Here is a 17,651-nt window from a genome sequence, read left to right on the forward strand (position 1 = left end):
CGGGCGCTCGGCCGTGTATCAGCCGTGTATCAGCGCCCGTAGCCAGTCATCAACCCCCACGAGAAAGGGAGAAGAGCCGTGCCGAATCACGTTCTCACCGGCACCCCCGGCGCCGGGAAGACGGCCGTCCTGCGGCTGCTGGAGATCCACGGGCACACCGTCGTCGAGGAGGCGGCGACGGACGTCATCGCCCTCGGCGAGGCGCTCGGCCGCGCGGAGCCCTGGCGCGAGCCCGCCTTCGTCGACGAGGTGGTCGCTCTCCAGCGGCGGCGCCAGGAGGCATCGCCCGCGGGCGGCGAGGCCACCGTCTTCTTCGACCGTTCGCCGGTCTGCACGCTGGCGCTGAGCCGCTTCCTCGGGTTTCCCACCTCGCGCCTGCTCGCCCGCGAGGTCGAGCGGGTGGTGGGCGGGGGGACGTACGACGGGAAGGTGTTCTTCGTCCGCAACCAGGGATTCGTCCGCGCCACCTCCGCCAGGCGGATCAGCTACGAGGACTCGCTCGAGTTCGAGCGCCTGCACGAGCGGACCTACCGCGACCTCGGGTTCGAACTCGTCGAGGTGCCCGCCGCGCCGCTGGCCGACCGTGTCGCGCTGATCGAGCGGGCCGTCAGCCCACCCGGCCGCTCTTGACCAGCGCCCAGCACAGCGAGGCGAACGCGCCGGTGGTGGTGATCGTGCGGACGAGGTTGTAGCCGGCCCACTTGGCCTCGTCGAACGCGCGGCGCACCGCGGCCAGGTCGGCGATCCGGTCCGGGTCGCCGGCCGCCTTGATGGCGTCGTTGAGCGGCACGTTCACGGCCACCGTGAGCACGAAGGCGACCAGGTAGAGCACCAGCGCGACGATGATCCAGGGCAGCACCGCGCGCACGTTCTGGCCGAGGTGCAGCGCGGCCGCCAGGCCCGTGAAGGCCAGCGCGCCGATGAAGCTGAGCATGAACCAGGGATTGAGGATCGCCCGGTCGATGGCCTGGAACGCCCCGACGAACGTGCGGTCGTCGGTCGCGCCGAGTCCACGCATGATGGTGTGCGAGTAGAGCCCGAAGACGCCCGCCGCGAGCCCGGTCGCCATGGTCGCCACGATGAGCACGACGGTGCGCAGAACCGACATCAGTGTGTTTCCCTCCTGGTTTCGCGCCGGACGTCCCGGACGCGCGAGGACAAGTCAACGCGACAGCGGGGGAGCGCGGCCATGGCCGAGACTCTCCCGCCCATACGCCGGGCTCCACGGGGCCGCCCGGCGCCGGCAGGTCAGGACGCGGGCGGGTTCCGGCGGGCGGTGACCAGCGCGAAGGACAGGTACTCCCCCTGGTCGGCCTCGAGCATGGCGATCGTCGCCGTCTCCTGCCGGGCGCGGGCCCACAGCAGCCAGTCGTGCCATCCGCCGTCCTGCAGGCGCGCGGACGTCACCGTGACCAGCTCGGTGATCTCCCACTGGAAGCGCCACCAGTCGGCGGTGTGCCAGGCGATGGCCTCCCAGCCGACCAGCGCCTTGACGTGGGCAGGGATGTGCCCGAGGTCGCGGACCTCGCGGGTCATGCCGGGCGTGGCGACGCCGAGCTGCCCGCCGGGCCGCAGGAAGCGGACCAGGTAGGGCAGGTAGGAGTCGGCCGTGCCGAAGTACTCGAAGGCGTCCACGCTGACGATCGCGTCGAAGGACTCCTGCTCGAACGGCAGCGCGTGCGCCTCGGCCCGTACGGCCCGGACCCGGTCCGCGACGCCCGCCTCGGCGAAGACGGCCGCGGCCTTCTCGGGCGCGACCCACAGGTCGGCGGCCACCACCTCCACCCCGAACTCGCGGGCCAGGAAGACCGAGGTCGCGCCCAGGCCCGAGCCCAGGTCGAGCACCCGCATGCCGGGCCGCAGGTCGAGGTCGCGGGCCAGGTCCTCCAGCAGCCACAGCGGATGGGGGCCCATGTCCAGCCCGAGCACCCATTCCGGGTCGTATTTGGAGGAACGCGGATAGACGTCGGGGCGCACGAGGTCCTGGATCGCTGACACAGCGGGCCATCCCACCACGAAGCCCCCGCCCGTTCAACCGGTTATGTGCCGCCGGGTCCGGATCAGGCGGCGATGACGGCCGCGCCGGCCCGCGCCGCCGCCGCGCCCGGCTCCAGGATCACGCCGAGCACGTCGGCCGCCTCCCGGGCCAGGGCCCGCGAGGCCGCGGCGCTGCCGTCGCGGTCCAATCCGGGGTCACCGGGTGAGGTGCGCGAGCAGGGCGCCGGCGGCCGGGTTGGCGGGGACCGGCGCGCGGCCGGCCAGCACGACCGTCCTGGCCGGATCGGGCTGGCGGATGCGGACGGTCGGCAGCCCCTCCCGCTCGGCCACCCGCCGGGGGACGATCGCCACCTCGATCCCGGCGCGCACCAGGTCGACCAGCAGCCGGATCTGGGTGACCTCGCAGGTGATCTGCCGGTGCAGCCCGCACCCGGCGGCCAGCCGGCGCACCGCGGTCTCCAGCCCGGTGCCGGCCTTGAAGTCGACGAACGGCTCCTCCGTCAGCTCCGACAGCAGGGCCCGCTCCGCCCCGGCCAGCCGGTGCTCGGACGAGGTCATCAGCACCAGCTCCTCCTCCCAGGAGTCGAACACGGCCAGCCCCGCCGGCAGCTCGGCGCCGTCGAGCGCCAGGTAGGCCAGGTCGAGCTCGCGGGCCAGCAGCGCGTCGAGCAGCCCCGCCACCGGGGCGTCGCGGACCGAGATCTGGATGCCGGGCCGCAGGCGGTGGAAGGCGGCCAGCTCGGCCGGCAGGTCGACGCTGGTGAGCGTCTGGATGGTGCCGATCGCCACCCGGCCGGTGGCCAGCCCGGACACCGCGGACACGGCGTCGGTGGCCGCCGCGGCGTCGGCCAGCAGCGCCCGCGCGGCCGGGAGGAAGGCGTGCCCGGCCGGGGTGAGGACCGGCCGCCGCCCGGTGCGCTCGAACAGGTCGGCGCCGAGCTCGCGTTCGAGCTTGCGGATGGACGTGCTGAGCGCCGACTGCACGATCAGCTCGGCCCGGGCGGCGGCGGTGAAGCTGCCGTGGGTGGTGACGGCGACGAAGTGGCGGAGCTGACGCAGTTCCATCCATCTACGATAGCGATGACTGCCAGCGAGACGATGTGTTGGATCGATCAGTACACGCCAGGACATGCTGGTCCGCATGGAACAACACGTCCCCGCCCTGTGGTCGGCCGCCTACTGCTCCCGCCGTCCCGCCCCGGTCCGGCTCGCCGGGCGGGGGCTGCTGAAGGTCCTCGACTTCGTCCGGGCGCTGGCGCTGGCCGACCACCACACGTTCGTCTCGCACTGAGCGGGTCTCAGCCCGAGTTCTCGCGGTGCCGCAGGAGCAGCAGCGCGATGTCGTCGGTGTGCGGGGCGTGGTCGAGCAGCGTCCCGGCGATTTGCTGGAGCTGCTCGCGCGGGGCGCTGGTCAGGTACGCCGCCAGCGTTCCGATGGCCTCGTCCAGGTCCACGCCCGGCGCCTCGACCAGCCCGTCGGTGTAGAGGGCCAGGACGGCGCCCGGCGGGAACGGCACCTCCACCGTGGCGTACTCGGCGTCGGCGTCGATGCCGAGCAGCAGGCCCGCCGGGATGTCGATGATCTCGGCCGGCATGTTGGGCGGGCGCAGCAGCGGCAGGGGATGACCGGCGTTGGCCGCCCGCAGCGTGCGCAGGCGCAGGTCGAAGTAGATGAGCAGGCAGCTCGTGAACAGGTCGGTGTCCAGGTCCATGAGCAGCCGGTTGGTGTGCTGGAGCACGTCGCCCGGGCTGGCCCCGACGGCGGCGTGGGCGTGGATGGCGGTGCGCACCTGGCCCATGAGCGCCGCGGCCGTCATGTTGTGCCCCTGGACGTCCCCGATGACGGCGGCGGCGGTGGTCTCGTTGAGCCGGATCAGGTCGTAGAAGTCGCCGCCGATGCCGACGCCGCGGGTCGCGGGCACGTACCGGGCGGCCACCTCCAGGCCCGGCATGTCGGGCAGGCTGCCGGGCAGCAGCGAGGTCTGCAGGCTGTGGGCCAGCCGGTCCTTGGTGTCGTAGAGCAGCGCCCGGTCCAGGGCCTGGCCCATCAGCCCGGCCAGCGTGGTCAGCGTCGCGCACTGCTCGGCGGTGAACGGCCGCGGATGGTCGAAGGCCAGCTGGCAGACGCCGAAGGTGTCGTCGGAGACGGTCAGCGGCAGGAAGGCCCAGGCGGCCATCCCGTCGTCCTGGGCGGTCTCGGGGAAGGCCCGGCGCAGCTCGTCCCGGTCGGCGAAGAAGGCGGGCTCGCCCGTGCGGACGACCTGCTCGGCGGGGCTGGGCGCGGCCAGCGTCTGGCCGTCGAACCGCTCCAGCACCTCGGCGACGTAGCCGTGGGAGCCGACGATCCGCATCCGGCCGCTCTCGGCCCTCATGATCGCCATGGCCTGGGCCTTGAACACCGGCATGACGTGGTCGGCGATGAGATCGACGACCTCCCGGACGTTCAGCGCCCGGGTCATCGCCGAGGCCATGTGCAGGAAGTTGTAGAAGACGTCGGCCCGCGGCAGCCCGGAGTTGTCCGGCGTGAAGGCGCGCGCGGGCCGCTGCGCGGACAGGTCGGCCGCCGAGGGGGTGATGCGCAGGCTCAGGCCCGTCGGGTCCGGGTGCAGGACGAACTCCAGCTCGTGGCCGTCCGGCCGGCGGGCCGAGCAGGAGGCGACCTGCTGGCCGACCACCGCCGCCCGACAGCGGTCCTGGAACGCCGGGTCCTTCAGCCACGTCGCCGTCTCCCACAGCGGCGTGCCCAGCAACTCCGAGACGGTGGTGCCGAGCAGGCCGGCGGCGGCCGGGCTGGCGAAGGTGACCACGCCGTCCAGGTCGAGCGCGACGGAGCCGTCCCGCAGCCGGTCCAGGAAGCCGGCCGCGGCCACGGCCTCGTACGGGTCGGGCATCGGCGGCGGCACCGGGGTCAGCACCCGCGGCTCGCCGCCGGGACGCAGCGGACATCCGCTGTCGGCGGCCTGCTCCAGGACGGCCGCCAGGCGCTCGCTCGTGGCGGCGATGACGTCCTGCTCCGGCCCGCTCAGCTCGGACGGCCGCCCGTCCGGCCAGAGCAGGATCCACGAGCCCCACATGCGGGAGTCGCTGTGCAGGGGCGCGGAGGCCGAGGCGAAGGCGTACGGGAAGGCCAGGGCCGTGCCCGGGAAGCGGCGGGCCAGCTCGTGCGCGGTCGGCACCCAGACCAGCTGCCCCTGGCGGACGGCGGCGGCCACGGGCGCCCCGCCGTCCAGCCTGACGATGGTCCACGGCTTGACGAGCTGCGCGGGCAGCCCGATCTCCGCCTCCATCATCAGGACCTGCGGGGAGCCCGTCAGGAGGTACACCGCGCCGATGTGCGCGCCGGTGTCCCGGGCGGCTTGGGCGAGCTGCTCGTCCAGCGCCGAGGTGTACGGCCGGGTCCCCTCGTCGGCGTGGCCGCCCACGGACTACCTCGTTCCGTCCTGCGCTGACGTCGGCGCCGCGTCCCGTTGATCGCCCATAGGACAACTGTAGATATCCGTATTGGGGGTGAAGCTCACCGTTGCCGGATTCTGGTGAAGAGGTGGGACGAATATGAGCTTTCCGGTGGCGGTCCGTCTGGTGGGGCCAATTGGCCGGAACGTGACAAACCGGCGGGGTTCTCGGCCAGTTGATCGCTGTCTACACTCCGGTTCGGACGCCAACCCACCCCGCCGACGGGGAGGGGAGGCGGTCCAGCTCGTCACCCACCGGGGAGGGTCATCGATCTCTCCGGCATGCGCGCGTGGGGGTGACATGACGTCCTCGGCCGGTCCGGCGGGTTCGTGCAGCTCCTCGGCCAGGAGGTCTTTGTGTTGTCCCGTTCGTTCTCATCCCGTTTACGCCGGTTGACATCGTTAGCCGTCGGGCTCGGTGTCGTGCTGACCATGAGCCCGGCCGCGGCGCGGGCCACGCCGGCCCCGCCCGACAAATGGCGGTCGGTGCCGCTCACCGGCGCCGAGGTGGTCGAAGGCGCCAAGTCCCCCACCGGCAAGCTCGCCAAGAGCGACGCGGCGCTGCTGAAGGCCACCTCGCCCGCGCCGGTCAACGTCATGGTCAAGCTGGACTACGACTCACTGGCCGCCTACCAGGGCGGGCTGGCCGGGCTGCCGGCCACCAGCCCCGCCGTCACCGGCAAGGCCCTCGACACCAGGAGCGCCGAGGCCAGGAAGTACGGCACCCACATCCAGGACGTCGAGAACGCCTTCCTGGGCGAGCTGGCCAAGAAGGTCCCCGGAGCCGTCGTCGGCCAGCGTGTCAGGACCGTCTATGGCGGCATCGCCCTGCGCGTCCCCGGCAACAAGGTGGCCGACGTGCTGCGGCTGCCCGGCGCGGTCGCCGTCCAGGAGGACAAGCCCCAGCAGCTGCTGACCGACTCCAGCCCCGAGTTCATCGGCGCCGACACCATCTACGGCAAGCTCGGCGGCAGCTCCTCCGCGGGCAAGGGCGTGATCGTCGGCGTGCTCGACACCGGCGCCTGGCCCGAGCACCCGTCCTTCGCCGCCGCCCCCGGCCTGCCCGCCCCCGGGCCCACCAAGGACGGCACGCCGCGCGTGTGCAACTTCGGCGACAACCCGCTGACCCCCGCCAGTGACCCGTTCACCTGCAACAACAAGCTCATCGGCGGGCAGCCGTTCATGGAGACCTACAACGCCGTCTACGGCGGCGAGGTCTACGGCGACAGCGCCCGCGACTCCAACGGGCACGGCACCCACACCGCCAGCACCTCCGCGGGCGGCCCGGTCGCCGACGCGAACCCGCTGGGCATCAGCCGCGGCCCGATCCACGGCATCGCCCCGGCCGCCGAGGTGTCGGTCTACAAGGTGTGCGGCGCGCAGGGCTGCTTCCCCTCCGACTCGGCGCAGGCCGTGGCACGGGCCGTCCTGGACGGCGTGCGTGTGATCAACTTCTCGGTCTCCGGCGGCAGCGACCCCTACAGCGACCCGGTCGAGCTGGCCTTCCTCGACGCCTACGCGGCCGGCGTGCTGGTCTCGGCCTCGGCCGGCAACTCCGGGCCCGGCGCCGGCACCACCGACCACCGCGGCCCCTGGGTGACCACCGTGGCCGCGTCCTCGCAGTCCAGGACGTTCCAGTCCACGGTCACGCTGTCCGGCGGCGGCGCCACGGCGACGATCAAGGGCGCGTCCATCACCGCGGGCCTGGCCTCGCCGCTGCCCGTCGTCCTGGCCTCGGCGCCGCCGTACTCGCGCCCGGCGTGCGACGTCCCGGCCCCCGCCGGGATGTTCACCGGGAAGATCGTCGCCTGTGAGCGCACCCCCAACCGCGTGCTGAAGAGCTTTAACGTCAGACAGGGCGGCGCGGCCGGGATGATCCTCTACAACACCTTCCCGTTCGACGTCTTCACCGACGCCCACTGGCTGCCGTCCGTGCAGGTGGACAAGCCCGAGGCCGACACCCTGCTGGCCTTCCTCGCCGCCCACCCCGGCGCCACCGCCTCCTTCACACAGGGCGCCAAGTCCACCTGGCAGGGCGACGCGATGGCGCACTTCTCCTCGCGCGGCCCCGGCGGCGACTTCCTCAAGCCGGACGTCACCGCGCCCGGCCAGCACATCATGGCGGGCATGACGCCGACCCCCGAGTCGCCGCTGGAAGGCCCGCCCGGCAACCTCTACCAGGTCATCTCCGGCACCTCGATGTCCGCGCCGCACGTGACCGGCTCGGCGGCGCTGGTGTTCGCCCTGCACCCCACCTGGACGCCCGGCCAGGTCAAGTCGGCCCTGGAGACCACGGCCAAGACGGCGGTCACCAAGCAGGACAGGACCACCCAGGCCGACCCGTTCGACATGGGCGGCGGGCGCATCGACCTGACCAAGGCCGGTGACCCCGGACTGACCCTGGACCAGGACGCCGCCGGCTTCGTCGCCTCGGCCACCGACCCGCTCAACCGGATCGACCTCAACCTGCCCTCGGTGAACGCGCCCACCATGCCCGGCGTGATCACCGCCAAGCGCACCGTCACCAACACCACCGGCTCATCGCTCACCTTCACCGCCTCCGGCACCACCGTGAGCGGAGCCACCGTCGCCGTGCTGCCGCCGCTGTTCACCGTCGCGCCCGGCAAGAGCGCCAAGCTGAGCATCGTCGTCACCGCGCCGGAACTGCCCGACGGCCAGTACTTCGGCCAGGTCAACCTCAAGCAGGTCGGCGGCTCGCGCGCGCTGCACCTGCCGGTGGCGTTCTACCGCAAGCAGGGCGCGGTGCCGGTCGAGCAGACCTGCGCCCCGGACACCATCGCCAGGAACACCGGCGAGTCCACCTGCACGGTCACCGTACGCAACACCACGTACGAGGACGCCGAGGTGACCGCGCTCAGCACCCTGGACGCCCGCCTGCGCCTCAACAGCGTCACGGGCGCGACCAAGGTCGGCACCCAGGTCGCCACCACCAAGGCGACGCTGGCCGCCACCCAGCCCGCCCGGCCGGCGATCGCGCCCGGCGCCGGACCGGCCGGCTACATCCCGCTGGACGCCTTCGGCGTCACGCCCACCCCGATCGGCGACGAGCAGGCGCTCAACTTCACCGTGCCCGCCTTCCAGTTCGCCGGACGCAGCTACACCCGGCTCGGCGTCACCTCCGACGGCTACAGCGTCGCGGGCGGGGCCACCGGCGACGACGTCTCGCCGACGCCGCAGACGCTGCCCAATCCGGCGCGGCCCAACGGCGTGCTCGCCCCGTACTGGACCGACCTGGACGGCACCGCAGCGCCGGGCGTCCTGGCCACGATCCTGACCGACGGGGTCAACGACTGGCTGGTGGTGGAGTGGCGGCTGAACCTCTACGGCACCACTGACCTGAAGGTCTTCCAGCAGTGGATCGGCCTCAACGGCACGGAGGACGTCAGCTACGCCTACGACCCGGGGAACCTGCCCGGCTCGCCGCCCGCCGGTTACGGCCTGACGGTCGGCGCCGAGAACGCCGAGGGCACCGGCGGCGCCCAGATCTCCGGGCCGCCCACCCAGGATCTGGTCGTCACCAGCACGCCGGGGGCGCCCGGCGGCAGCCTGACGTACTCGATGAAGGTCAAGGGGGTGAGCGCGGGGGTCGGTAAGATCACGACCGTCACCTCGACCCCGCAGGTCAAGGGGATCACCGTCGAAGTGGACAAGATCACCGTCCAGTGACCCGCCGGTGGCCGCGGGCGGCACACCCGTCCGCGGCCACCGCGCCGTTCGTACAGGTCGCGCAGGTCGCGCAGGTTGCGCCGCCGAGCTCACGGCCGGGCGGCGGGTCTTCCGGATCGCCCTGGTCTCGGCGCACCTCGCGGTGGCCGTCGTGGCGGCGCTCAGGCTCGCCGGACTGCTCCGCCGGCCCGCGCGCTCCTGACGTTCTCCTAGTGGGCGGACTCGTACTTCTCGACCACCGAGGCGGCGATCCGGCCGCGCTCGCTGACGGGCAGGCCGTTGGCCTTGGCCCACTGCCGGATCTCCGAAGACTTCTCCCGGCTCAACGCGCGGCTGCCGGTGACGGCCGCCCGGCGCCCGCGCGCACCGCGATCCACGCGAACAGGACGGGCCTTCACGATGAAGGGCGCCAGTGCTTTCCGCAGCGCGTCCGCCTTCTCCTCATGAAGGTCAATCTCGTAGCTGCTGCCATCGAGTGCAAAGACGACGGTCTCATGAGCCTCCCCACCGTCTACATCGTCGATGAGAATCTCTTGAATCTGCTTAGCCATGGTGGCACTCCATGCTCGATACGGTTGTTGCGTACTGTAGCGCCCTTCAGTAGCGTGCGGGCAACTTACCTCGGCCCGGCGCCGGTGAACGAGGAGAACTCGCCGGGCACACCGCCTGTCAAAGGCATTTCAAACGCGGCCGGAACCGCGCGTGCCCGGGGTGTCACGGCGGCGGCCTTGCGTATCTCACCTGCGAATGCCCACGTCATGTTCCTGGTCGCAGGGCGGGCGGGTGGCCGCGGTGGACACCGGGTCGCCCCGCGCGCGCACGCGGACGGGGCAGGCGCGGGAAGGCGGCAGCCGCGGCGGCGCGCATCTTATCGAAGATGAATTCAAAGGTGTGCTTCAATGTGTCCGCGCCGCTCCGGCGTGCGTGTCGCCGTCGCTTCCCGGCTTCGGCGCACGGTTTTCCGGCGCTCCGCGAGCTGTGCGCCGGCCGGGGCCCTATGGCGTCAACTCCGGGCAAGCCGCAGAAGTGCAACTGCGAATGGGACGGGCCCCGGCCGCCTTGTGTCCGTTTATTTCCGGCCGATTTATCGGCGACGGGACGGGCCGGGGCGCGTGACAATGGGCCCATGCGCTACCTGGATGCGGCGGACCCGCTGGCGGTGTCGGCGGCGGAGGCCGTGCGGCTCGGTGACCTCGACGGCGTGCGGCGTCTGCTGGCCGGGCATCCCGAGCTGGCCCGCGTCCGGCTGGGCGAGGCGGGCGGGGCGTCCCGGACCCTCCTGCACGTCCTCACCGACTGGCCGGGCCACGTGCCGCGCGGTCCCGCCGTCGTACGGGAGCTGGTGGCGGCCGGGGCCGAGGTGGACGCCCGCTTCGCCGGCCCGCACGCCGAGACGCCGCTGATGTGGGCCGCGAGCTGCGACGACGTCCCCGTGCTCGACGCCCTGCTGGACGCCGGAGCCGATGTCGAGGCCACCGGCGCGGTGATCGGCGGCGGCACGGCGCTGTCGGACGCGTGCGCGTTCGCCCAGTGGGACGCCGCCCGCCGCCTCGTCGAACGCGGCGCGTCCACGCGGTTGTGGGAGGCCGCCGCCCTCGGGCTCATGGACCGGGTCGCGGCGGCGTTCGAGGCCGGGACGCCGTCGCGGGCGGAGGTGACGCAGGGGTTGTGGGCGGCCTGCCACGGCGGGCGGTCGCAGGCCGCGGCGTTCCTCCTGGAGCGCGGCGGCGACCTCGGCTGGGTGGGCTACGACGAGCTCACCCCGCTGGACGCCGCCCGCCGCGCCGGCGCCGACGACCTGGCGGCCTGGCTCACGGCACACGGCGCCCGCCCGGGACCCCGGCACCCCGCCGGCTGACCCCCGCTCAGGCCCAGGCGCCCCGCCGGCCGGCCCCGGTTCAGGCGCCCGCGTCGCGCGCGGTCTCGGTGGCGCGGGTGAGGAGGGCGCGGCGTTCCTGGTCGCTGTGGGCGACGGCGGCGGCCCGCCGGAACAGCGCCGCCGCGCGGCCCGGGTCGCCGTCGCGGGCGGTGAGGTCGGCCTCGGCGGCGATGGCCAGCGGATGGCCGTCGAGCTCGGCGCGGGAGCGCTCCAGCAGCGCGAGCCCGGCCCGCGGCCCGTGGGCGTACCCGTGCGCGACGGCCCGGTTGAGCTCCACCACGGGCGTGGGGTGGAGCAGGGCCAGCTCGTCGTAGCAGCGGGCGATCCGCGACCAGTCGGTGCCGGGCAGCGAGGACGCCGTGGCGTGGCAGGCGGCGATACGGGCCTGGAGCCCGTACGGGCCGCCGCCCTCGACGGATGCCAGCAGGGCGAGCCCCTCGCCGATCGCGGCCCGGTCCCAGCGGGAGCGGTCCTGCCGGTCGAGGGGAACCAGGTCGCCGGCGGCGTCGCGGCGGGCGTCCCGGCGGGAGTGCTGCAGGAGGAACAGCGCCAGCAGCGCCGTCACCTCCTCCTGCTCCGGCATGAGCCGCCGCAGCAGCCGCGCCAGCCGGATCGCCTCCTCGGCGAACGCGGGCTCGCCGCCGGCGTCGTACCCTTGCGTGAACAGCAGGTAGAGGACAGCCAGCACCCCGGGCAGCCGCTCGGCCAGCGCCGCCCCCCGCGGCACCCGGTACGGGATGCCCGCCTCGGTGATCTTCCGCTTGGCCCTGGTCAGCCGCCGGGTCATCGCCGACTCGGTGACCAGGAAGGCGCGGGCGAGGTCGGCGGTGGGCACCCCGCAGATCGTCCGCAGCGTCAGCGCCACCCGCGACTCCAGCGCCAGCGCCGGATGGCAGCACGTGAAGACGAGCCGCAGCCGGTCGTCCACGACCTCCTCCTCCCGCCCGTCGCCGGGCCCGTCCTGGACGGTCAGGGCGAGCGCCGCCAGCTCGGCCAGCTTGCGGCGCTCGATCGAGACGCGGCGCAGCGCGTCGATCGCGCGGTTGCGCGCCACCGTCATGAGCCAGCCGCCCGGGTTGGACGGCACGCCCTCCTCCGGCCACCGCCGCACGGCCAGCGCCAGCGCCTCCTGGGCGCAGTCCTCGGCGAGGGTCCAGTCGCCGGTGACCCGGATGAGGGCGGCGACGATCCGCGGGTACGCCTCCGCCGCCGCCTCCTCCAGGTGTGCTCTCACTGCTCGAAATCGGCGAACGGCCGCAGCTCCAGCCGTCCGTGCCTGGCCATCGGATGGGTGCGGGCGACTTCGACGGCCTCGTCGAGGTCGGCGCATTCGAGCAGGTCGAAGCCCACGATCACCTCCTTGGTCTCGGCGAACGGCCCGTCGGACAGGACCAGCTCGCCGCGGCGCACGCGCACGGTGGTCGCGGCCGAGTCCGGCGCCAGCACCGCGCCGCGCACCCGCCGCCCGCGGGCGTCGTTCTCGGCCACCCACGCCTCGACGTCGGGCAGGTTCTCCTGGTCGGTGTCGGGCTCGGTGTCGGTGCAGACGAACATCATGTACTTCATCTCGTGCTCCTCGGTCGGACGGCGTCTCACCATGGTGACGAACGGGACCGACGGAACCGGACGGCGTCCCCGAAGATTTTCGCGGAGAGAGAAGGAGAGTCAGGCCGGCACGACGTGGCGCGCGTCCAGGCGGCCGGCCGGGCGGCGGGTCCGCAGGTCGAGGGTCAGCAGCGAGCCGAGCCCGGTCTGCTCCAGCAGGACCTCGTCGCAGAGCTGCTGGATGACCCACAGGCCGTACCCATGGGAGGCGGTCGGGTCGAGGCGGGCCGAAGCCAGGTGCTCGTGGGTGAGCCGGCCGGCGACGTCGAGGATCTCGACGACCACGCCGTCGGCGCTGCCGCGGGAGGTCACCATGCCCGTGCGGCCGCCGTGGTCGAGCACGTTGGTGACCGCCTCGTTGACCGCCACCACCAGGTCCTCCAGCCGGTCGCCGGGCAGCCCGCAGTGGCGGCCGTGGACGCGGATCAGGTCCCTGATGAGGGCAAGGTCAGTGCTGATGGGGCACTGCAGCTCGAACTGAAGGGTCATGATCGTCTCGCGTGGCGGGGTCGGATGGGGTGGCGGGCCTGTCTCCAGCTTTCCCATCGGCGGCCACTCAAACGTGTACCGCCGCCGTTCGCCAGTCGGCGGCATGAGGGGCGCAGGACCGGGTAGCGCCATAAGTGCAGAAACTTCCGGCACTCCCACGGTCCCGAGACGAACCCGGAGGCTGACGAATGCGGCATGGCGACGGCGACCAGAGCACGGGCATCGACCATCGCAAGGGGAGCGGGCAGATCACGGGAAGCGGCGGGCTGGGCAGGGCCGCGTTGTGGCCTGCCTCGGTGCTGACCGCGGCGGTGACCGCCGACCTGCTGCGGCGCCGGTTCGCGCCGGCCCGGCTGCGGCTGGCGGAGGCCGCGACCGGCCTGCTCGAACGTACGGGCGTGCGCCCCGCCAGGCCGCGCCTCACCGATCGGGAGCGGCTGGACCGCCAGTTGCTGACCTGGCGCCAGGCCCATCCGGAGACCCCGTGGCCCACCGGCCGCATGGGCCCGGCCGGGACCGGCGGCGGCTGACCCGGCGCCCCCGTGAAGACCTGCGGGCGCCCGGAACAGCCGGGCCCCGTAGGGTCCGGGGACGCCCGGGTCAGGCAGGGCCGGCGGCGCTCCGGCGGGCCGTCTCGGCGATCGCCCGGAGCGCGTCGAGATGCCCGGCCAGCGCGCGGCGGCCCTCCTGGGTCAGGGAGAGCCACGTGCGGGGGCGCTTGCCGACGTAACCCTTGCGCACGTGCACGTAGCCGGCCTCCTGGAGGGCGGAGACGATCCGGCTGACGCTGGCGTCGGAGATCTCGGCGTAGTCGCGGACCGCGGCGAACTCCGCCTCAAGCGCGCCCGACAGGAACGCCATGACGGTCAGCCTGGTGGGGTGCTGGATGACCTCGTCCAGCCGGGGGTCAGTGGTCATGTCCGTCCCGTGCCGTGACCGCCCACAGCGCGGCCCCGCCCAGCACGGCGGCGCACGCCGCGCCCGCGCCCTGCCCGAACGGGACGGCGGCGAGCCAGCCCAGGCCGTAGGCGGCGGCGGGGGCGAGCTGGTTCGCCAGCCGGCGAGGGAGTGGGCCGCCCGGCAGGGTGACGACCCCGCCGCGGCTGATCACCGCCGCGTGCACGGCCAGGAAGGCCACCAGGGCCACGATTCCCGCCGCCATCACCGGGACCTGCTGCGCCCAGGGCCCGGTCAGCAGCCCGAAACCGGCCGCGAACAGCAACCCGCGCGCCGGGGCGAACCAGCCGGGAGCGGCCGGCCGCGAACGGGCCGCGGCCCGCGCCGCCTCGACCGCCAGCAACGCCTGCCGGGCGGCGTGGGCATCGACGTGATCGCGCATCGGACCTCCTCGGTAGAAGTACTTTCACCGTAGCATCTACTTTTGCCTCACAAAAGTGACGCGGCCGGCTCTTGAAACTGTCGGACGCCGGTAGGTGCGATCTCCAGCTCCAGATGCCGAACGCCCTCCGGAGCCTGCGCGGCCGTGCCCACCGTCCAGACCCAGTGGGGCACCGGGCACGTCATCCAGCCGCTGACCGTCACCGACACCGGCACCTCGACGATCACGGCTGGACGGTCACCTTCACGCTGCCGCCCGGCCACACGATCACCGGCTCGTGGAACGGCGCCGTCACCGTCAGCGGGCGCACCGTGACCTTCAGGAACGCCGCGCACAACGGCACCCTCGCCCCCGGAGCCGCCACCACGAGTCCGGGCTTCCAGGCGGCCCGCCCGGCCGGCGACACCGCGCTCCCGTCCGGGTACGCCTGCGCCTGAACGGCCGCCGCGCCTACGCCTGGCCCGCGTGCAGGTGGGAGCGCTCGCCGTCGTGGTCGAAGATGGTGAGCAGCTCCACGGGCCCGTCGTGGGCGCCGACGGCGTGCGGGGTCATGGTCGAGAACTCGGCCGCGTCGCCCGCCGGCACCAGGACGGTCCGCTCGCCGAGCAGCAGGCGGGCCGTCCCGGACAGGACGGTGAACCATTCGCGCCCGGGATGCGCCTGCGGTTCGAGCGGCCGGTCGGGGGTGATGCGCAGCTTGGCCACCGTGACGCCGTGCAGCGAACGTTCCCGGGACAACAACCACACGGTCATCCCCGGGTGGTCGCAGGGGAGCGGCCGGATCACCACGTCGTCGTCCTCGGTGGACTCGACGAGCTGGTCGAGCGTCGTGCCGAGGGCCCGCGCGATGGGGACGAGCTGGTCGAGGGCGATCCGGCGGTGGCCGGTCTCGATGCGGCTCAGGTTGGACGGGCTCAGCCGGCACCGCGCGGCCAGGGCGTCGAGCGACCAGCCCCGGGCCAGCCGCAGGCCGCGGATGCGCCGGCGGACCACGGCGTCCAGGTCGACTTCTTGCGTCATAGGCAAGAGTGTATGCCGCACGCGCAGGAGCCCCTTACGGTGAGGGCATGGAAGCACATCCCCACCACGGACATCACCATGGCGACGTCTCAGCCGTGGCCGACCTGCTCGACCTGGACGCCGAAGTGCTCGGGCCGTTCCTGGACGAGCTGACCGCCTGGGTCGGCGAGCAGGCCGCCCGGCCCCCGCGGACGGTCGCCGACCTGGGCGCCGGCACCGGAACCGGCACGCTGGCCCTGGCCCGGCGGTTCGCCGCCGCCGAGATCGTCGCGGTCGACCGGTCGCCGGTCATGCTCGACCGGCTGCGCGCGGCGGCGCTCGGCCAGGGGCTGGGGGAGCGGGTGCGGGTGCTCCAGGCCGACCTGGACGCGGCCCTGCCGCCGCTCGGCACGCCCGACCTGGTGTGGGCGGCGGCGTCGCTGCACCACGTCGAGGACCCGGCGCGTGTGCTCCGCGAGGTGCACGCCGCGCTGCGCCCCGGCGGGCTGCTGGCGGTCGTCGAGATGGACGGCATGCCGCGCTTCCTCCCCGACGCGACCGGGGCGGCGCTGGAGGCGCGCTGCCGGGCGGCGCTGGCGGGCAGCGGCCCGGACCCGTACCCGGACTGGGGGCCGTTCCTGGCGGCGGCCGGGTTCGAGGTGGCCGCGCGGCGCGACTTCCCGATCGAGGTGCACCCGGCGCCGCCGGGCGCCGTCCGCTACGCGCGGGCCGTGCTGAGCGGCTACCGGTCGCGGCTCGCCGGGCGGCTGGCCGCCGACGACCTCGCCGCCCTCGACCGGCTGCTCTCCGGCGACTCGCCGGAGTCGCTCCGCCATCGCGAGCTCGTCGTGCGCGGCACCAGGACCGCCTGGGCGGCCCGCCGCCCCTGACCCGCGGAGCCCGGATGCTGCCCGCGGGACCGATACGTTGGGGTGCGTGACGACTGCACCCATTGGCACCCCCCAGGTCGTTCGTCCGGAGGCGTCCAGGCTCGCCTGGCTGGACGCCCTGCGCGGCATCGGCGCGCTCGCCGTCGTGGGCGAGCACCTGACCACCTGGGCCATGCCCTGGCTGCGCCCGACCTTCTTCAATCTGGGCGTGTACGGCGTCCTGGTGTTCTTCCTGGTCAGCGGCTACATCATCCCGTCGTCACTGGAACGGCACGGCGACGTGCGCGCCTTCTGGATCGGCCGTGCCTTCCGGCTCTACCCGCTCTACCTCGCCGTCATCGCCGTGGTCTTGGCCCTGTCCTGGTGGATCCCGGTACGCGCGGAGGTGCCCAGGGACGTCTCCTCGGCCGCGGCGCACGCCACGATGCTGCTGGACGTCGTCGGCGTCGCCGGGGTGATGAACACGATGTGGACGCTCTCCTACGAGATGGTCTTCTACCTGATGGTCACCGCCCTGTTCGTGACCGGCGTCCGGGACCGGCGCGGCCTGGTCGCCGTCGCGTTCGGGGTGACCGCGGTCGTGGCGGGCCTCGCGCTGAGCGCGGCGCCGCTGACCGGCGGCTGGCTGGCGTGGGTATCGTTCGCGGTGTTCGCCGCCGGGCTGGCCTGCGTCGTCTCCGGGCGGCTGCGCAACGTGGCGGCGTGCGCGCTCGGCGTCATGGCCCTGGCCCTGCTGCTGCTGAGCAGCCGCGTCCCGTGGTTCGGGGCGGCGATCCTCGCGGTCATGTTCACCGGCACGGCGATCCGCCGGTGGGAGAGCGGCCAGGGCTCCCTGTGGCCGGTGGCCCTGGCCGCCTCGCTGGTGACGGTCGCCCCCGTCCGGGCGCTCAGCGCCGGGTGGTGGTGGGTGCAGCCGGACGTGTGGGGGACGACCGTCGCGCTGGCCGGGCTCACGTTCGCGGCCGGTCTGGCCTGGCGGGCCCGCCGGGTGCCCGCCGTGCTCACCTGGCTCGGGCTGATGAGCTACTCCCTCTACCTGGTGCACCTGCCGGTGCTCCTCGTGGTGATGGAGGTGGCGGGGGAGATGCGCTGGTCGCCGCTGCCCCTGCAGATCGGCGTCAGCGTGCTCTTCCTCGCCCTCGTGCTGCCGGGCAGCCGGCTGACCTACCGTTTCCTCGAACGCCCGATGCAGCGGCTCGGCCGCCGCCTGACCGCCTCCTAGAAGACTTCTGAAGATGTTGCTGGTCGGGCTTCCGATCTTGTAGGTCGAGGGTCAGGCTGGGCAGCATGATGGGGCATCGTCCCGAACAGCC

General features: G+C 73.5%; 21 protein-coding genes. 8 read left to right on the forward strand and 13 right to left on the reverse strand.

What is annotated here, in order from left to right:
- Nucleotides 1-78 precede the first annotated feature (78 nt).
- On the forward strand, nt 79-630 hold the full coding sequence (locus tag ABZ459_RS12880) for an AAA family ATPase (RefSeq protein WP_357969595.1): 552 nt from the start codon (nt 79-81) through the stop codon (nt 628-630).
- Here ABZ459_RS12880 and ABZ459_RS12885 read toward each other — a convergent pair.
- The 4 genes from ABZ459_RS12885 to ABZ459_RS12900 form a co-directional block, all read right to left on the reverse strand.
- On the reverse strand, nt 608-1,108 hold the full coding sequence (locus ABZ459_RS12885) for an anthrone oxygenase family protein (protein WP_357969597.1): 501 nt from the start codon (nt 1,106-1,108) through the stop codon (nt 608-610). The genes ABZ459_RS12880 and ABZ459_RS12885 overlap by 23 nt on opposite strands.
- 140 nt (nt 1,109-1,248) lie before the next feature.
- Nucleotides 1,249-1,998 (reverse strand): methyltransferase domain-containing protein, encoded by a 750-nt coding sequence (locus ABZ459_RS12890; protein ID WP_357969600.1) that lies wholly within the window; start codon nt 1,996-1,998, stop codon nt 1,249-1,251.
- A gap of 62 nt (nt 1,999-2,060) precedes the next feature.
- A complete protein-coding gene (locus tag ABZ459_RS12895) occupies nt 2,061-2,186 on the reverse strand; it encodes a hypothetical protein (protein WP_357969603.1) in 126 nt (41 codons plus the stop codon).
- 7 nt (nt 2,187-2,193) lie between these two features.
- Nucleotides 2,194-3,063, reverse strand: coding sequence for a LysR family transcriptional regulator (locus tag ABZ459_RS12900; protein WP_357969605.1), 870 nt, complete (start codon nt 3,061-3,063; stop codon nt 2,194-2,196).
- A gap of 76 nt (nt 3,064-3,139) precedes the next feature.
- Here ABZ459_RS12900 and ABZ459_RS12905 point away from each other — a divergent pair, with 76 nt between their 5' ends.
- Complete coding sequence (locus tag ABZ459_RS12905; protein ID WP_357969608.1) at nt 3,140-3,289, forward strand: hypothetical protein; 150 nt, start codon at nt 3,140-3,142, stop codon at nt 3,287-3,289.
- 7 nt (nt 3,290-3,296) lie between these two features.
- On the opposite strand, the gene ABZ459_RS12910 is transcribed toward ABZ459_RS12905, so the two are convergent.
- Nucleotides 3,297-5,420 (reverse strand): SpoIIE family protein phosphatase, encoded by a 2,124-nt coding sequence (locus tag ABZ459_RS12910; RefSeq protein WP_357969611.1) that lies wholly within the window; start codon nt 5,418-5,420, stop codon nt 3,297-3,299.
- 423 nt (nt 5,421-5,843) lie between these two features.
- Between ABZ459_RS12910 and ABZ459_RS12915 the strand changes: the two genes are divergently transcribed.
- Nucleotides 5,844-9,137 carry a S8 family serine peptidase gene (locus ABZ459_RS12915; protein WP_357969614.1) on the forward strand — a complete coding sequence of 1,098 codons (3,294 nt, stop codon included), beginning with the start codon at nt 5,844-5,846 and terminating at the stop codon, nt 9,135-9,137.
- A 209-nt stretch (nt 9,138-9,346) separates the two neighbouring features.
- On the opposite strand, the gene ABZ459_RS12920 is transcribed toward ABZ459_RS12915, so the two are convergent.
- Complete coding sequence (locus tag ABZ459_RS12920; protein WP_357969617.1) at nt 9,347-9,688, reverse strand: Lsr2 family protein; 342 nt, start codon at nt 9,686-9,688, stop codon at nt 9,347-9,349.
- Nucleotides 9,689-10,263: 575 nt separating this feature from the next.
- Between ABZ459_RS12920 and ABZ459_RS12925 the strand changes: the two genes are divergently transcribed.
- On the forward strand, nt 10,264-10,995 hold the full coding sequence (locus tag ABZ459_RS12925) for an ankyrin repeat domain-containing protein (protein ID WP_357969620.1): 732 nt from the start codon (nt 10,264-10,266) through the stop codon (nt 10,993-10,995).
- Nucleotides 10,996-11,035: 40 nt separating this feature from the next.
- Here the strand turns inward: ABZ459_RS12925 and ABZ459_RS12930 are convergent, their stop codons facing one another.
- The 3 genes from ABZ459_RS12930 to ABZ459_RS12940 form a co-directional block, all read right to left on the reverse strand.
- Complete coding sequence (locus tag ABZ459_RS12930; protein ID WP_357969622.1) at nt 11,036-12,250, reverse strand: sigma-70 family RNA polymerase sigma factor; 1,215 nt, start codon at nt 12,248-12,250, stop codon at nt 11,036-11,038.
- Nucleotides 12,247-12,582, reverse strand: coding sequence for a YciI family protein (locus tag ABZ459_RS12935; RefSeq protein ID WP_357969625.1), 336 nt, complete (start codon nt 12,580-12,582; stop codon nt 12,247-12,249). Before ABZ459_RS12935 ends, ABZ459_RS12930 begins: the two co-directional genes overlap by 4 nt.
- Nucleotides 12,583-12,681: 99 nt before the next feature.
- On the reverse strand, nt 12,682-13,110 hold the full coding sequence (locus ABZ459_RS12940; RefSeq protein WP_357969628.1) for an ATP-binding protein: 429 nt from the start codon (nt 13,108-13,110) through the stop codon (nt 12,682-12,684).
- A gap of 188 nt (nt 13,111-13,298) precedes the next feature.
- On the opposite strand from ABZ459_RS12940, the gene ABZ459_RS12945 reads away from it, so the two are divergent.
- Nucleotides 13,299-13,640, forward strand: coding sequence for a hypothetical protein (locus tag ABZ459_RS12945; RefSeq protein WP_357969631.1), 342 nt, complete (start codon nt 13,299-13,301; stop codon nt 13,638-13,640).
- A gap of 70 nt (nt 13,641-13,710) precedes the next feature.
- Here the strand turns inward: ABZ459_RS12945 and ABZ459_RS12950 are convergent, their stop codons facing one another.
- From ABZ459_RS12950 to ABZ459_RS12960, 3 genes are read right to left on the reverse strand one after another with little or no spacing between them, the layout of a single operon-like run.
- Entirely contained in the window at nt 13,711-14,028 is a 318-nt protein-coding gene (locus tag ABZ459_RS12950) for a transcriptional regulator (protein ID WP_357969634.1), read from the reverse strand.
- Nucleotides 14,018-14,449, reverse strand: coding sequence for a hypothetical protein (locus tag ABZ459_RS12955; protein WP_357969637.1), 432 nt, complete (start codon nt 14,447-14,449; stop codon nt 14,018-14,020). The genes ABZ459_RS12950 and ABZ459_RS12955 overlap by 11 nt, the downstream gene beginning before the upstream one ends.
- 47 nt (nt 14,450-14,496) lie before the next feature.
- Nucleotides 14,497-14,676, reverse strand: coding sequence for a hypothetical protein (locus ABZ459_RS12960; protein ID WP_357969670.1), 180 nt, complete (start codon nt 14,674-14,676; stop codon nt 14,497-14,499).
- On the opposite strand from ABZ459_RS12960, the gene ABZ459_RS12965 reads away from it, so the two are divergent.
- A complete protein-coding gene (locus ABZ459_RS12965) occupies nt 14,614-14,886 on the forward strand; it encodes a cellulose binding domain-containing protein (protein WP_357969639.1) in 273 nt (90 codons plus the stop codon). The two genes, ABZ459_RS12960 and ABZ459_RS12965, sit on opposite strands and share 63 nt — an antisense overlap.
- Before the next feature lie 13 nt (nt 14,887-14,899).
- Here ABZ459_RS12965 and ABZ459_RS12970 read toward each other — a convergent pair whose 3' ends face one another.
- Nucleotides 14,900-15,469, reverse strand: coding sequence for a helix-turn-helix transcriptional regulator (locus ABZ459_RS12970; RefSeq protein ID WP_357969641.1), 570 nt, complete (start codon nt 15,467-15,469; stop codon nt 14,900-14,902).
- A gap of 47 nt (nt 15,470-15,516) precedes the next feature.
- Here ABZ459_RS12970 and ABZ459_RS12975 point away from each other — a divergent pair, with 47 nt between their 5' ends.
- Together ABZ459_RS12975 and ABZ459_RS12980 are read left to right on the forward strand one after the other, a co-directional pair.
- Nucleotides 15,517-16,338 (forward strand): class I SAM-dependent methyltransferase, encoded by an 822-nt coding sequence (locus tag ABZ459_RS12975; RefSeq protein ID WP_357969643.1) that lies wholly within the window; start codon nt 15,517-15,519, stop codon nt 16,336-16,338.
- A 46-nt stretch (nt 16,339-16,384) separates the two neighbouring features.
- Nucleotides 16,385-17,560: an acyltransferase gene (locus ABZ459_RS12980; RefSeq protein WP_357969646.1), complete on the forward strand. Its 1,176-nt coding sequence runs from the start codon at nt 16,385-16,387 to the stop codon at nt 17,558-17,560.
- The last annotated feature ends 91 nt before the right edge of the window (nt 17,561-17,651 follow it).

The sequence above is a fragment of the Nonomuraea sp. NPDC005692 genome, from assembly GCF_040631115.1.
In the GTDB taxonomy this organism is placed as follows: Bacteria; Actinomycetota; Actinomycetes; order Streptosporangiales; family Streptosporangiaceae; genus Nonomuraea.